At 62.4% G+C, this 14593-nt stretch carries 10 protein-coding genes; 5 read left to right on the top strand and 5 right to left on the bottom strand.

The window, feature by feature from the left end; genetic code table 11:
- Window positions 1–803 precede the first annotated feature (803 nt).
- From AC1VNY_RS40990 to panD, 3 genes are all read left to right on the top strand, one after another.
- The gene (locus AC1VNY_RS40990; RefSeq protein ID WP_482409450.1) at window positions 804–1193 is read left to right on the top strand and encodes a lysozyme inhibitor LprI family protein; all 390 of its coding nucleotides are present in this window, start codon (window positions 804–806) and stop codon (window positions 1191–1193) included.
- A gap of 160 nt (window positions 1194–1353) precedes the next feature.
- Entirely contained in the window at window positions 1354–1623 is a 270-nt protein-coding gene (locus AC1VNY_RS40985; protein WP_482409449.1) for a hypothetical protein, read from the top strand.
- Window positions 1624–1669: 46 nt separating this feature from the next.
- A complete protein-coding gene (gene panD, locus AC1VNY_RS40980; protein WP_482409448.1) occupies window positions 1670–2062 on the top strand; it encodes an aspartate 1-decarboxylase in 393 nt (130 codons plus the stop codon).
- Between the two features lie 115 nt (window positions 2063–2177).
- Here the strand turns inward: panD and AC1VNY_RS40975 are convergent, their stop codons facing one another.
- Together AC1VNY_RS40975 and AC1VNY_RS40970 are read right to left on the bottom strand one after the other, a co-directional pair.
- Window positions 2178–4898: an HD domain-containing protein gene (locus AC1VNY_RS40975; RefSeq protein WP_482409447.1), complete on the bottom strand. Its 2721-nt coding sequence runs from the start codon at window positions 4896–4898 to the stop codon at window positions 2178–2180.
- 128 nt (window positions 4899–5026) lie between these two features.
- Window positions 5027–8800, bottom strand: a complete 3774-nt coding sequence (locus AC1VNY_RS40970) for a vitamin B12-dependent ribonucleotide reductase (protein ID WP_482409446.1) — start codon at window positions 8798–8800, stop codon at window positions 5027–5029.
- Between the two features lie 809 nt (window positions 8801–9609).
- Between AC1VNY_RS40970 and AC1VNY_RS40965 the strand changes: the two genes are divergently transcribed.
- Entirely contained in the window at window positions 9610–10503 is an 894-nt protein-coding gene (locus AC1VNY_RS40965) for a DMT family transporter (RefSeq protein ID WP_482409445.1), read from the top strand.
- 6 nt (window positions 10504–10509) lie between these two features.
- Here the strand turns inward: AC1VNY_RS40965 and AC1VNY_RS40960 are convergent, their stop codons facing one another.
- A complete protein-coding gene (locus AC1VNY_RS40960; protein ID WP_482409444.1) occupies window positions 10510–12747 on the bottom strand; it encodes a CHASE3 domain-containing protein in 2238 nt (745 codons plus the stop codon).
- A gap of 19 nt (window positions 12748–12766) precedes the next feature.
- Window positions 12767–13171, bottom strand: coding sequence for a response regulator (locus AC1VNY_RS40955; protein ID WP_026192708.1), 405 nt, complete (start codon window positions 13169–13171; stop codon window positions 12767–12769).
- Window positions 13172–13351: 180 nt separating this feature from the next.
- Here AC1VNY_RS40955 and AC1VNY_RS40950 point away from each other — a divergent pair, with 180 nt between their 5' ends.
- Window positions 13352–14248: a DMT family transporter gene (locus AC1VNY_RS40950; RefSeq protein WP_482409443.1), complete on the top strand. Its 897-nt coding sequence runs from the start codon at window positions 13352–13354 to the stop codon at window positions 14246–14248.
- Window positions 14249–14316: 68 nt separating this feature from the next.
- Here the strand turns inward: AC1VNY_RS40950 and AC1VNY_RS40945 are convergent.
- A partial coding sequence (locus AC1VNY_RS40945) for a BA14K family protein (protein WP_482409442.1) occupies window positions 14317–14593 on the bottom strand: 277 nt, incomplete at its 5' end.

Below are 14593 nucleotides of genomic sequence, written 5' to 3'. Positions count from 1 at the left end.
GCGTACTGGATCGCCCGGTCGAGCCGGGCGATGACGGGGGCGGTGAGGGCGCAGCGGGGTCGGTCGTGCATCCGGTGATGCTGGTCCCGGATATCGCGGAGCCTGTCATCGGGCGCGCGTTCGCGCGACCCGTTGGCTCATCCGGGCTACGCTTGCTTAAGACATTGGTCATCTCATAAAGCGATCTTCCCTTGGAGGTCCAAGATGAGCAAAGGCGCCCCAACCGCGATGACCCTCATAGGGTACGGTCTCCTTTGGGCGGTTCTGTTCTTCATAGTCTGGGTGTTTTCCATTGCGCTGTTCCTGGCTGGGCGGTGGCTGATTGCAAGCGCCGTCATAATGCTCGCAGTTGTGGGGTTTTTCAGACATGGCGCGAACATTACCAGGCGGGCCCGTGAGGCACTCCGGCGAAGCGGCGGACAATCACAGTAAGCCTCAAATCGCTCATCTGACCGACGAAGGAAAGAGTCAATGCTGGACGCGTCACTTCTGCAGCCAGTAGCCCGCATGAGCGAAGCGATATGCGGGGTCGGTGGGGGATCCTGTGATGCCGGTCCCGGATATCGCTTCGCTCATCCGGGCTACGCTCGCTGCCTGGGTGGCAGCAGCTTCGTAGGATGGGTAGAGCGAAGCGAAACCCATCATTGGCGCCGCGGGTAAAAAATCGATGGGTTTCGCTGCGCTCTACCCATCCTACGCGAGCTTCACACCAATACCTCGCTACGCTTGCTGGCTTTTGTTTCGGGCACTCCTGTGCGACGATGGTTGTCTGGAGATCCGGGTGGGGTGATTTGGACGTGGTCATGCTGTCGCGAAGGCTAGTCATTGTTGTAGCTGCGCTCGTGCTCGGGACTTTGTCGGCGCGCGCGCAGCAAAGCACCGAGTTTGATGCGTGCATGGACAAGGCCGAAGGGGTGTCGACGAAGATGCTCGCGTGCGGCAAGGCCGCAATCGAGAAGTGGGACATCAGGCTCAACACCGCCTATCAAGCGCTTCTCGCAAGGTCGAAGGGCGAGGCGCACGCACAATTGCAGACCGAGCAGCGGGCCTGGCTGAAGCATCATCTGGGTGAAACCCATCGCCTCGCCGCGGACCCCGACAACGGGTCCGTCGCGTTCCTCGACTCCCAGGCGTTCGAATTGAATGATATCGCCGACCGCACGCTGCTTCTTGAAAAGCGTGCCGGCCAGTAGCCTGCATGAGCGAAGCGATATGCGGGACTGATCTTGCGTCCCGGATGTCGCAGAGCCCGTCATCGGGCGCGCGTTCGCGCGACCCGTTGGCTCATCCGGGCTACGTTTGCTGAGGTTTGCCATCCCCACTGAACCCGTCGAGACCCTCCGCTGACCTTTGATGCTCAGCGACATGCCGTTGGACCTGCTATCATGGCAGCTCACCTCAGTGATTCAGCAGTCGCTCGCAACTTTACGAGGAATGATGTCCCAGTCTTTCAAAGTCGGCGATCTCGTCAGGAAGCGTGCCGGTTATGAGTATCCTGGCATCATCGTTTCAGTTTTCACGACGCGCGCCGGTGCAGTGCGTTACGTCGTGGAGGCCGATCATCCCGGATTTGCGGGGATGCTCCATATTTTCAATGGCGAGCAACTGGAGCCTCGAGCCTGACTTTCCCTATCGCAACGCTTCATCGGGCGCCTCTTCACGTTCGCTGATGACCCGTCGCGACATTTGCTGCGGTTGCGCAAGGCGCGCGCACGTCACCGAAGCGAACTTGTACTACGAGGGCTCGATCTCGATCGACCGCAACCTGATCGAGGCCGCCGGCTTCCTGATCAACGAACGCGTCGACATCTACAACATCGACACCGGCGCGCGCTTCTCGACCTATGTGATCGAGGCGCCCGCGGGCTCCGGCACCATCGGCCTCAACGGCGCCGCCGCGCGCCTCGCCATGGCCGGCGACAAGGTCATCATCGTCGCCTATGCCGGCTTCGACGCCGACGAGGCGCGCAGGTTTCGGCCACGCGTGGTGATCGTGGACGAGAAGAACCGGCGGGTGGGGGCGGGTGAGGTTTCGGCTGGTGGCGTGTTGGCGGAGGCGTAGATCGGCTTCTCCGATCCGCGTTCGGAAGCGTAGGGCGGGTTAGCGTAGCGCAACCCGCCGATACTCATTGTAGCGAAACGGCGGATTGGGCCTTGCCAATCCGCCATGCGATTGCTCATTTCGGCACTGACACAACGATCGTTTTGGAATAGATATCCGCGCCGTCCGCCAGTTGGCCCGTGCTGAACCCCGAATACTCTCCGATCTTGGTTCGCTGCCTCAACGAAACCGAATATTGAACGCCACGACCATTCAGGAAGCGAAGAAAGCAAGACAGTAAGTTGTTTTCCGACGCGTCTGACGCGTCGTCCGATATTTCTTCGAACCGGTCGTTGCCGTGCATGCCTGAAAGCGACTGAACGAAGATATGCGGTTCGGTCAGGTTGCCGAGTTCGTCAGAAATCTCCTTGCACACGTCGTCCACTTCGCACATCACGACGCGAGCCTTTTCATCGTCCGGTTCGGGGAAGCCGTATGTGGGCGTATTCTTAACGAGAAATGGAAGTTCTCCGTGCTCCTTCAGAAGCTCTAAACCATCTTCCATCGATAAGAATTCGTCGTTAACGAGCAAATGCACCAAGGGAACGACGTCGACCTCATAATTGGAGAGATTAGCTGCGGCCACGTAAAACTCCATGGCCGTATAATCGTTTCTGTTGGCTAAGAGATGATCGAGTTGTGTTTGTGCCCACCGGTTTAAGGTTGAGCGCGAAGCAATGAGAACTCCATTGCCGCGGCTGGCAACGGTCGGAGCGTGTTCAAGCACACCCACATATGCTTCTCTCTCAGTAAAGAGCGCATTGGTTCTGCTGAATCCATCAATCGACTTGATCGCTCCACGATTGGTTCTGCGTATCGATACGCACGCTCGGCCACATGTCCTTCCGTCGTCATTAATCAATGGCTCAACGCACCTTGCCATCTTCGTGGACAGTGATTTGCCATCGAGAAAAGTTTTGTCCAAATTCTCCAGAAACAATCCATTGCTGAAGTCTAAATAGTGCGGCTGATTGATTGATGCCCAGCTACCATCCTTCAGTTCAAGCTTCACAGTCACGTCAAGTGCAAAGCAAAGCCGAGAAAGAAACTGTTGCATGAGCCTATACAGGGTGTCCTCATTTCGCGCGGTTCTGATTCCTGCGATCGCAAGGAAAGGTGGGCCTTCCAGAGATTGAAATACTCGTTCGCCCGGTGCGCGCGTTTTTACGATCGTGGAAGTCTGTATTTCAATGTCTCCATCAATAAGTGCATCGTATGGCCGAAGTTGTGCGCGGCCATGGAGCCCATTGTTGAATGCAAGAGAAAACAGATCGTTTCTTCCGTTCAGAAATGGTCGTGAGACCACTAGAACTTGATCGGAAAACATGAAGGCAGAGAAAAATCCGATTCCGTATTTGCCGGCGGGACAAAATTCGGGGTCGCTTTGCAGTCCTGGATAAAGAGAAGCCGCGAGTTCAGTGTTCCAAAATGATGTGCCAAAATCGAGTAGCGGTCCCGTCATCACGGCGGGCGGCATGCCGATTCCGTCATCTTCAAAAACCAGTTCGATGCTATCGCCATTATCGAGGTATTTGAGCCGAACCTTGATCTCGCCACTATATTTGCCTTTGCCGCGGAATAGTGGATCGCGGCGGCGTCGAGCTCGAATGGCGTCCGCTCCGTTTTGAATCAGCTCCCTGATCAATGCCTCGGCGCTGTCGCCGTAGAGCTTTGTGCCTCCAAATCTCTTTATGATGCTCGGCACGTCTGAGACCCGGAAGCTTGTCTCTACAGGACGCCAACCTGCGACCTGGACCCTTTTCTGAAAATCTTCGGCTATCTTTGCTCCAAAAACTTGCCGGGCAGCAAAGGGAGCCCGATTGTAAGCAGCTAACAGTGCATTACTGGCGCGGAGTTCTTCGTCGGCTATCCCTGCTGCGTCGAAGCACAGCCACCAATCATCCATGAATTTCGGTTCAAAGGGAGCCTTTGAAACAAAAACAAGAGTTTCGTGCTCCAGTCTCGGCGGATACAGGTTGTTCTGGAACCGCCAATGTCTTTGAGAAATGTCGGTTGGTGGTCGCAACGCAAACAGCCGGCTAGGTGCTCGCCGTTCATCAATGGCGGATGCGTCTGCACACCGCAAAATGCAGGCGAGCTTGAGGGCATCTATTTGCCACTCGCGTGGCCAAGTGGCTGAAGCGGGGACAACTGTTGAGAGGTGATCTTCGACGACCTTTATCGGCCAGTGATGGCTTGCGGCGATCTGACCGATCAACTTCCCATAGTCATCCTGCAATGCAGAATTTTCGAGCAACACAATCGGGCGTCCTGTCGTCGGATGCTTCCATGACCTATCCATTAAAATGGTTGCTTCTTGGGCGTGCTTCCGGCGAAGGACATCAAAGATCGCGGCGTTCTTAATATCGGCCGGAGGAGACATCCTTTGCTGCTCGCTCGGTTGCTCGATTCCTTGGGTTCTCCAAAGCCTGACAATTGAGTCTCGCCATTCGTCGGTCCGCATTAAGCCTTGGATTGAATCCTCATACGCGACTACGGAAAGAGCTGAATCGTGCAACAAGAACGAACCGCCAAGGACAAAGGCCTCAAGAGGATTCAACGGATAATCGGAGCCACAAAGTTCGGAAGCCACATCCCACAATTGATCAACGTGAGTTTCGTCGTGGATCGTCAGTGCCGGAAGGTCGATTGCTGTCTGCCGCAACAACGGTAGGACAGCTTCGCGAAACTGCCGGTAGCCCATCTCGAGAGATTTCCGCTGGTCGGCATGCCTGTCTTTTGAGCGAGGACCGAAGGCGGATCGCCAGAGGCTGCTGTCTTCAAATGGACGTTGCATATTTCCCCCCAAAAAAATGCACCCCACAACGTTAGGTTATGGAGTGCACTTAGATCAAGTATTGAGAGTTAAGCAGTTTGGCCGGAAAGTCGCGAGTTGAACGGCATTATATTCCCATGATCGCCGCCTCACGAGCACCCCGTCGTGGACCCGCACGTATCGCACTTCATGCACGTCCCGTTCCGCACGAGGGTAAAATTACCGCACTCCGAGCACATCTCGCCCTCATAGCCCTTGGCCTTGGCTTCGGCGCGACGTTCGGCCTTGGACGGGGCCGCGGCTGCGGCGGTGCCGGGCTTGCTCCAGTTCAGGGCCTCGAGCTTCTCGGTCGGCGAGAGGTCGTGGCTGACTTCCTGCTTCAGGGCGACCGCGCCTTCGACGGTGTCGGAGGCGCCGCGCGAGGTTGCGCCGTGGGAGGCGAGTGCGGTGACGCGGTTGCCGGCGGGTGCGTTGTCGGCGCCCTGGCTGACCGCGGCCGAGCCGCCGCGCATGACGACGAGGTTGTCGGTGCGCGAGCGGGTCAGGCCCTTCGACAGGTACTTGGTGGCCTGGTGCTGGGCGGGAGCCTCATCCGGCTCCTTGCCTTCCTCGACGCCCTTGCCGAGCGCGTCGAAGCCGCTCTCGTTCGGATCGACATGGGCGAGGTCGAAGCGCGCCATGTAGCTCACCGCGAGCTCGCGGAACACATAGTCGAGGATCGAGGTCGCGTACTTGATGGAGTCGTTGCCCTGCACCGGACCCGCGGGCTCGAAGCGGGTGAAGGTGAAGGCGTCGACATATTCCTCCAGCGGCACGCCGTATTGCAGACCCAGGGACACTGCGATCGCAAAATTGTTGATGAAGGAGCGCAGCGCCGCGCCTTCCTTGTGCATGTCGATGAAGATCTCGCCGAGCCTTCCGTCGTCATATTCGCCGGTGCGCAGGTAGACCTTGTGGCCGCCGACCACCGCCTTCTGGGTGTAGCCCTTGCGGCGATCGGGCATCTTCTCGCGCTCGCGCATCACGACGATGCGCTCGACCAGCTTCTCGACGATCTTCTCCGAGACCTGGGCGGCACGCGCCGCCATCGGCTTCTCGTAGAGCGCTTCCACCGCATCGTCCTCGTCCTCATCGTCGGAGATGAGCTGTGAGTTCAGCGGCTGCGACAGCTTCGAGCCGTCGCGGTACAGCGCGTTGGCCTTCAGCGCCAGCTTCCACGACAGCAGGTAGGCGGACTTGCAGTCCTCCACCGTGGCGTCGTTCGGCATGTTGATGGTCTTGGAGATCGCGCCCGAGATGAACGGCTGCGAGGCCGCCATCATCCTGATGTGGCTTTCGACCGAGAGGTAGCGTTTGCCGATCTTGCCGCAGGGGTTGGCGCAGTCGAACACGGGATAGTGCTCGGCCTTCAGATGCGGGGCGCCTTCGACCGTCATCGCGCCGCAGATGTGCACGTTGGCGGCCTCGATCTCGCGCTTGGTGAAGCCGACCGCCGAGAGCAGGTCGAAGCCCGGCGCAGCAATGGCTTCCGCGCCGATGCCGAGCTGGTCGCGGATGAAGTCTTCGCCGAAGGTCCACTTGTTGAAGGCGAACTTGATGTCGAACGCGGTCGGCAGCGCCTTCTCCACCTTGGCAATGGCTTCATCGGTGAAGCCTTTTGTCTTGAGGGTGGAGGCGTTGATGCCCGGCGCATTCGACAGCGAGCCGTGGCCGACGGCGTAGGCCTCGATCTCCGCGATCTCGCTCTCGCGATAGCCGAGCGCGCGCAAGGCCTGCGGCACCGCCTGGTTGATGATCTTGAAGTAGCCGCCGCCGGCGAGCTTCTTGAACTTCACCAGCGCGAAGTCGGGCTCGATGCCGGTGGTGTCGCAATCCATCACCAGGCCGATGGTGCCGGTCGGCGCCACCACCGTGGTCTGGGCGTTGCGATAGCCGTTGACCTCGCCGAGCGCCAGCGCGTCGTCCCACGCCAGCCTGGCATGGGTGACGATGTCCTCCTGCGGGCAGGAAGCGTGATCGAGCGGCACCGGGTTGACCGAGAGCGCCTCGTAGCCGGTGGCGTTGCCGTGGGCGGCGCGGCGGTGATTGCGGATCACGCGCAGCATGTGCGCGGCGTTCTTCTTGTAGCCCGGGAAGGTGCCGAGCTCGGCCGCCATCTCGGCCGAGGTCTTGTAGGAGATGCCGGTCATCACAGCGGTCAGCGCGCCGCACAGCGACCGGCCTTCCTTGCTGTCATAAGGCAGGCCCATGGTCATGAGCAGGCCGCCGATGTTTGCAAAACCGAGACCGAGCGTGCGGAATTCGTAGGACAGTTCGGCGATCGCCTTCGACGGGAACTGGGCCATCATGACGGAGATTTCGAGCACGATGGTCCAGAGCCGGCAGAGGTGCTCGTAGGACTCGATGTCGAACCGCTTGGTGGTCGTGCTGTAGAACGTCAGCAGGTTGGCCGAGGCCAGGTTGCACGCCGTGTCGTCCAGGAACATGTATTCCGAGCACGGATTGGACGCGCGGATGTCGCCGGACGCCTTGCAGGTGTGCCAGTCGTTCATCGTGGTATTGAAGTGCAGGCCGGGATCGGCGCTCGCCCAGGCGGCGTAGCCGATCTTCTCCCAGAGGTCGCGGGCCTTCAGCGTCTTTGTGACTTTCTTGGTGGTGCGGCCGACCAGATTCCAGTCACCGTCGGTTTCCACCGCGCGCAGAAAATCGTCCTTCAGCGACACCGAGTTGTTGGAGTTCTGGCCGGAGACGGTGAGGTAGGCCTCGGAATCCCAATCGGTGTCGTAGGTGTCGAACGAGATATCTTTGTAGCCCTGCCTGGCGAACTGGATGACGCGCTTGATGTAGTTGTCCGGCACGAGGTTGCGGCGGGCGAGCTTGATCTCGCGGCGGAGCGCCGGGTTCTTCTCCGGATCGAAGCAGTCGTCGCCGCTGCCTTCGCAGTTCACGCAGGCCTTCATCACGGCCTTGAGGTGCTTCTGGTTGATCTTGGAGCCGGTGACGAGGGCTGCGACCTTCTGCTCCTCCTTCACCTTCCAGTCGATATAGGTCTCGATATCGGGGTGATCGGCGTCGACCACGACCATCTTGGCGGCGCGGCGCGTGGTGCCGCCCGACTTGATCGCGCCGGCGGCGCGGTCGCCGATCTTGAGGAAGCTCATCAGGCCGCTTGAGCGGCCGCCGCCGGACAGCTTTTCGCCTTCGCCGCGCAGGCTCGAGAAGTTGGAGCCGGTGCCGGAGCCATATTTGAACAGGCGCGCCTCGCGCACCCAGAGGTCCATGATGCCGCCCTCGTTGACGAGGTCGTCGCCGACGCCCTGGATGAAGCAGGCATGCGGCTGCGGATGCTCATAGGCCGACTTCGACTTGGTCAGCTTGCCGGTCTTCCAGTCGACGTAATAGTGGCCCTGGCCGGGGCCATCGACGCCATAGGCCCAATGGAGACCGGTGTTGAACCACTGCGGCGAGTTCGGCGCGACCATCTGTTTTGCCAGCTGGAAGCGCAGCTCGTCGAAGAAGGCGAGGGCGTCTTCTTCGGTGGAGAAGTAGCCGCCCTTCCAGCCCCAATAGGTCCAGCAGCCGGCGAGGCGATCGAACACCTGCTTGGCCGAGGTCTCGCCGACGATGCGCTCGTTCTCGGGCAGAAGGCCAAGCGCCTCGGTGTCGGGCACCGAACGCCACAGCCACGACGGCACGGTCTCTTCCTCGACCTTCTTCAGACGCGCGGCAACGCCCGCTTTACGGAAATACTTCTGCGCCAGCACGTCGGAGGCGACCTGCGACCAGAACTCCGGAACCTCGACGTTCTCGGCGCGGAACACGACCGAGCCGTCCGGATTGCGGATCTCTGATGTGGTCAGGCGGAAATTGATCCCGGCATAGGGAGATTGTCCGCTGGTGGTGTTGCGTCGTTCGATTCGCATGGTCGAGCCCCGTCTCTTCTTCTGCCCGGCCCCACGTTTGTCCGCAGGTGCCGGAATGTTGTCTGTTCGCGGACTTAAGGGAACACGCGTCAGCACGCCTCCCGTCGTCCGCAGCTCAGCCGGTGGATCCGGCCTGTTTTCTCTCATCCGCTGGGCACCGGTATGACCGGCCCTGCGGCGGCATCGTCCCGGCGCGGCGCCCGACTGGTCGGGTGCTCCGGGTCATGCATTCAACGCCCCAAAACGCTTCACGCGACACGTCACGCGTACGCTTCTTCGCGGGCCGGTTACGGCCTCTGTTTCCGGGTCCTTCGCGGCCCGTTCTGTCGTCCCAATAGCGGCCCAAAATCAGGGCAGAGAAACCCTTCACCCGCGGCCCGAAGGCCTGGCGGAGTGGTCATTTTGGAACCCTTGTGGGAGCGACCGGCGGGGACCCAAACACACTCGCGCCGAACAGGTTGAAAGCTAGGCCATGTCCGTCACGCCCGTCAAGGACTAGTACGAGTTTCTGAATCAAACACTAAATATGGTGGAAAGAGGGGGATAACAGGGGTCGGTGCCGCGCCTGTGATCGAGCCAACTATCGGTGAGTCCTCAGGGATTCCCAAGCCAAAAATATTCCTATCGCCTGTGGATCGGAGCTTCGCCCCGCTGTTCACAGGCGAAGTTTTTATTCGCGGTCCCGGATTGAATTTTGGGGACTCACGTAGGCCTACGGGCAAACTACGGATCAGGCATGTCAGAGCCGTGATGGTCGGGCGACAAAATCGCGGGCAAGGTGAGGCCGACTCACATCCCCGCCGGGTTCCATGACAGTTCAGAAGCCTTCCGCGCGGCCGCGCCTTGCGCCCGCCGGCCTGATGTTCCTCGCCATCACCTCGGTGGGCTGGGGGTTCAACTGGCCGTCCACCAAGTTCCTGCTCAGCGAGCTCCCGCCGCTGACCTTGCGCGGCACCACCGGGGTAATCGGCGCCGTGCTGCTGGCGGTGCTGGCGCTGATCCGCGCCCAGAGTCTGCATGTCGAGAAACGGCTGTGGCCGCGGCTCGTGCTGTATGCGGCGCTCAACGTCACCGGCTGGATGGTGCTGATGGGGCTGGCGCTGCTCTGGCTGCCAGCGAGCGAGGCCGCGCTGATCGCTTACACGATGCCGGTATGGGCTTCGCTGCTGGCCTGGCCGGTGCTCGGCGAGCGGCCGACGCTGCTGCGGACCATCGCGCTGGTGATGGCGTTCGCGGGGCTCGCCGCGATCATGGGCGGCAGCGGGATCAGCGCGAGCAAGGAGAAGCTGCCGGGAATCATCATGGCGCTCGGCGGCGCCTTCGGCTTTGCGCTCGGCACCGTGCTGGCGAAGAAGTACCCGCTGGTGATGCCGCCGATCCCGGCCGCGGCCTGGCAGATCGGCCTCGGCTGCGTGCCGATTGCGATCGTCGGCCTCCTGATCGAGACCACGCATGTCGATCGCATCACGACCGTCGGCTGGTGGCTCTTGGTCTATTCGACGCTGATCCAGTTCTGCGTCGCCTATGTCGCGTGGTTTGCCGCGCTTGCGCGCCTGCCGGCCTCGGTGGCGGCGATCGGCACCATGGCGGTGCCTGTGATCGGCGTGGTGGCCTCCGCAATCGCGCTGCACGAGCCGCTGGGGCCAAGCCAGATCGTCGCGCTGCTGTTCACACTCGCCGGCGTCGCGCTGGCGACGAGGTAGCTCACCTCACTCGCCGAGCGCCTGCTGCAGCATGCTGGCGAGCTGCGCCTTGCGGTAGGGCTTGGCCAGCAGCAGCACGCCCTCATCGAGGCGGCCGTGATGCACGATCGCGTTCTCGGTGTAGCCTGAGGTGTAGAGCACCTTGATGCCGGGGCGGCGTTTTTGCACCTCGTCGGCAAGCTGGCGGCCGTTCATGCCGCCGGGCATGATCACGTCGGTGAACAAGAGGTCGAACTTCTCGCCCTTGTCGACCTGCGCCAGCGCGGCGCGGGCGTCGGGCACGGCGATGGTCTTGTAGCCGAGGTTCGTCAGTTGCGTGACGACGTAGTTGCGCACCAGCTGGTCGTCTTCCACCACCAGGATGATTTCGCTGCCGCGCCGCACCGGCTCCGGCGGAGGCGCCTCCACCTCGACCTGGCCGCGGGCGGGCGGCAGATAGAGCTTGATCGTGGTGCCGTGGCCTTCCTCGCTGTAGATCTTGATGTGGCCACCGGACTGCTTGACGAATCCGTAGACCATGCTCATGCCGAGGCCGGAGCCCTTGCCGACCTCCTTGGTGGTGAAGAACGGCTCGAACACCTTGTCCTGCACCGCATGCGACATGCCGGTGCCGGTGTCGCTGACCGCGAGCAGCACGTAGCGGCCCGGCGTGATGTCGGGATTGATCGCGGCGTAGGCGTCGTCGAGCACGATGTTGCTGGTCTCGAACAGCAGCTTGCCGCCGTTCGGCATCGCGTCGCGGGCGTTGATCGCCATGTTGAGCAGCGAGTTGGCAAGCTGCGACGGATCGATATGAACGCTGGCGACATCGGACGCCAGCACCGAATTGATCTCGATCTGCTCGCCGAGCGTCGGCCGCAGCAGTTTGGAGATGTCGACCACGGTGCCGTTGATATCGACGGTGCGCGGCTCGAGCGGCTGGCGGCGCGCGAAGGCGAGCAGATGCTGGATCAGCTCGCGGCAGCGCTCGGCGGCGCGGTCGATCAGCTCGGCGGTTTTCGCGAGCTGCGGCTGGGCGCGCAGGCTGTCGACCAGCGTCTCGGTGGTGCCGGTGATGACCGTCAGCATGTTGTTGAAGTCGTGCGCGACGCCGCCGGTCAGCTTGCCGATGGCGTCGAGCTTCTGCGCCTGCTGCAGCTTGTGCTCGGTTTCGCGCGAGGCGGTGATGTCGTGATAGATCAGCGCGGCGCCGGTGATGGCGTCGTCGCCATCGCGCAGCGGCCGGCCCGACACCACGAGGTGAATCTCCGGCGCGCCGCGCACCGGCTTGGCGACGAATTCCAGCCCGTCGAATTCCTCGCCGCGCAGCGCCTTGGCCGACGGCATGTCGTCGGCCTGCATCGGCGTGACGCCGTCGGACTGGAACACGTTGCTCATGGCGCGCAGCTGCCGGACCGTCATGCCCGGCTTGTAGCGCAGCATCTTCTCGGCGGCCGGGTTCGACAGCAGCACGGTGCCGGCGCCGTCGATCACCAGCACCGCCTCCGCCATGGTGCGGAACGTGGTTTCCATCACCGAGGTGGAACGGCGGAGCTCCTCGAGCGCGGCGCCGAGATCCTTGGTGCGTTCGGCCACCTTGCCCTCGAGCGACAGATTGGTCGCCTTGGTCGCGCTGAGCGCGCCCTGCAGTTCGCGGCTGGCGCGCCGGGCCGCCAGCGTCAGCGCGATCGCGAGCAGCAGGATCATCGCGACGCCGGCGAGGTCGATCGCCAGCAGCAGGCGTCCGTAGGTCTTCGACTGTCCTGTGCGAAGCCCGAGCACGCGGCGCTCTTCGGTGACGAGCCGCTCGAGCGCCGCGCCGACCTTGTCCATCAGCGCGCGGCTCTCGCCCGCGGACATCAGCGCCGCGGCGCCGGCCGTGTCGCCCGCGCTGCGCAATCTGATCAGCTCGGCGCCGAGCGCAATGCCGCGGTCGACCTGGGTCTTGGCGCCCGCGAGCAGCTGCGCCTCCTCGGGCGCCGTCTTGACCGCCGCCATCAGGCTGTCGAAAGCCGAGGTGAGGGCGGCGCTCTGCTCACGGAATTCGTCGGCGAAGGAGGCGTCGCCTGTCAACGCGAATGCGCGCGCCGCGCTTTCGACACCCCGCGGCAACGGCCGGGTGTCGGAAATCCGCTTGAGGATCCCGAGCGTGCGATCTGCCGAATCAATCTCGTTGCGCGACTTGACGTCCAACCCGATCGACGCCGCGCTGATGACGAGGAGGATCGCAAGGCCGCTGCCGAGGATGAGACGCTGGGAAGCCATCGACGATTAGTACGAGCAATTATTTCGAAAGACGAGCGGAAGGTGCATACTTCGCAAGACATTCGTTAACGGCGGCAATCAGCGCCTGCGGCGTGAACGGCTTGCGCAGGCAGGCGGAGGCGCCGAGCTCGATCGTCATCCGCAGGAAGTCCGGCGCGCGGTCGGCATTGGCGAAGGCATAGCCAGACATCGCGATGACGGGAATGTCGGGCGCACGCTCGTGGAAGACGCGGATCGCCTCGAACCCGCGCATATGCGGCATGAAGACGTCGACCAGCATAACGTCGAAGGTGGCCTGCTCCAGCGCGCGCATGCCGGCTTCACCGCCATCGGCGACGGTGACCTCGAAGCCCTGGCGTTGCAAACACACCTCGATGGCAACGCACACCATCGGGTCGTCATCAACCACGAGAACGCTCGGCACGATGCATCCTCTTTCTAACGGCCTCGCGTGCCGGCGACTCGCTTGGCCTGTTCGTCGATTAAGGCGGAACCTAGACGGAAAGTCTGTATCATAGAATGCATATGCTGTTTGCTGACAAGCGGATTTCCAGCTAGCCGTGACACATCACCTGTATTTGTCCATCCCCTTTACGACAGGTCCATGACCGCAGTTCCCATCGCCGGCCGCGCCCCGCTGTCACCGCTCGGCCTCGCATTCCTGGTGGTCGCCTCGACCGGCTGGGGACTCAACTTCCCCATCATGAAGTTCCTGCTCACGGAGTGGCCGCCGCTGTCGTCGCGCGGGCTGTGCGGCGTGGTCGGCGCGGTTGCGCTCGGCCTGGTCGCGCTGGTGCGGGGACAGACGCTGCGCGTGCCCGACGGCATGTGGTTGCGGCTTGCTTTGGTGTCGACGCTGTCGATCGGCGGCTGGGTCGCGTCCATGGGCCTCGCGCTGATCTGGCTGCGGGCCAGCGAGGCGGCCGTGCTCGGGATAACGATTCCGGTGTGGGTCGCGCTGGTGGCCTGGCCGGTGCTCGGCGAGCGCGTGTCGCTGCCGCGTGCGCTTGCGCTTGCGGTGGCGCTCGCCGGGATCGCGGCGCTGATCGGCGGCGGCGGCATCGACGCAAGCCTTGGCAAGCTGCCGGGGATTCTGTTCGCGCTCGCCGGCGCGGTCTGCGTCGGGCTTGGCACGGTGCTGACCAAATCGTTCAAGCTCGCGATGCCGCCGCTGTCGCTCGCGGCCTGGCAGCTTGCGATCGGCTGCGTGCCGATCGCGATCATCGGCATCATGATCGAGCAGCCGCAGCTCGCCGCGCTGTCGCAGTTCGGCTGGGCGTCGATGATCTACATGACGCTGATCCAGTTCTGCCTTTGCTATGTCTGCTGGTTTGCGGCGCTCGAGCGATTGCCAGCGGCGACCGCGTCGATCGGCACGCTGCTGGTCCCCGTCGTCGGCGTGCTTGCGGCGGCTGCGATGCTGCGCGAGCCGCTCAGCGCGAGCGATATCGCAGCGCTCGTGGTGACCTTCGCGGCCGTCGCGGTCGCTCTGCGTACATGAGACGACTTGCGCACAAGAAAAAGGGCGGCGCTGGCGCCGCCCTTTGCAACTAGGAATTCAGGCCTTCATTACGGGCAGGGGTGCCGCCGGCCGTCATAGCCGAGATAGGTGCCCGAGGCAGGATCGTAGGACCTGTAGCGCTGCGCGCAGTAGCTGGCGCCGCCGCCACTCGGCACCTCCACGGCAACAGACGGTTCATCGTAATAGCCGTAGCTGTCGTCATAATAGCCGGGGCCGTAGCCATAGCCGGAGCCGTAATACGCGCCCGAGGCGAGGGCGCCGCCGACGACCGCACCAGCCACCGCGCCCGGCCAGAAGCCGCCGCCACGATGGTAACCGCCGTGC

The organism is Bradyrhizobium ferriligni (assembly GCF_056837965.1).
Note: the sequence above shows the minus strand (reverse complement) of the source record. Positions and strands in the feature narration are given on the sequence as shown.

Coding starts and splice junctions, on each gene's coding strand:
- panD (WP_482409448.1), top strand. CDS start 1,670: ATGACCCGTCGCGACATTTGCTGCGGTTGCGCAAGGCGCGCGCACGTC.
- AC1VNY_RS40960 (WP_482409444.1), bottom strand. CDS start 12,747: ATGGCTTCCCAGCGTCTCATCCTCGGCAGCGGCCTTGCGATCCTCCTC.
- AC1VNY_RS40965 (WP_482409445.1), top strand. CDS start 9,610: ATGACAGTTCAGAAGCCTTCCGCGCGGCCGCGCCTTGCGCCCGCCGGC.
- AC1VNY_RS40990 (WP_482409450.1), top strand. CDS start 804: ATGCTGTCGCGAAGGCTAGTCATTGTTGTAGCTGCGCTCGTGCTCGGG.
- AC1VNY_RS40975 (WP_482409447.1), bottom strand. CDS start 4,898: ATGCAACGTCCATTTGAAGACAGCAGCCTCTGGCGATCCGCCTTCGGT.
- AC1VNY_RS40985 (WP_482409449.1), top strand. CDS start 1,354: ATGCTCAGCGACATGCCGTTGGACCTGCTATCATGGCAGCTCACCTCA.
- AC1VNY_RS40970 (WP_482409446.1), bottom strand. CDS start 8,800: ATGCGAATCGAACGACGCAACACCACCAGCGGACAATCTCCCTATGCC.
- AC1VNY_RS40950 (WP_482409443.1), top strand. CDS start 13,352: ATGACCGCAGTTCCCATCGCCGGCCGCGCCCCGCTGTCACCGCTCGGC.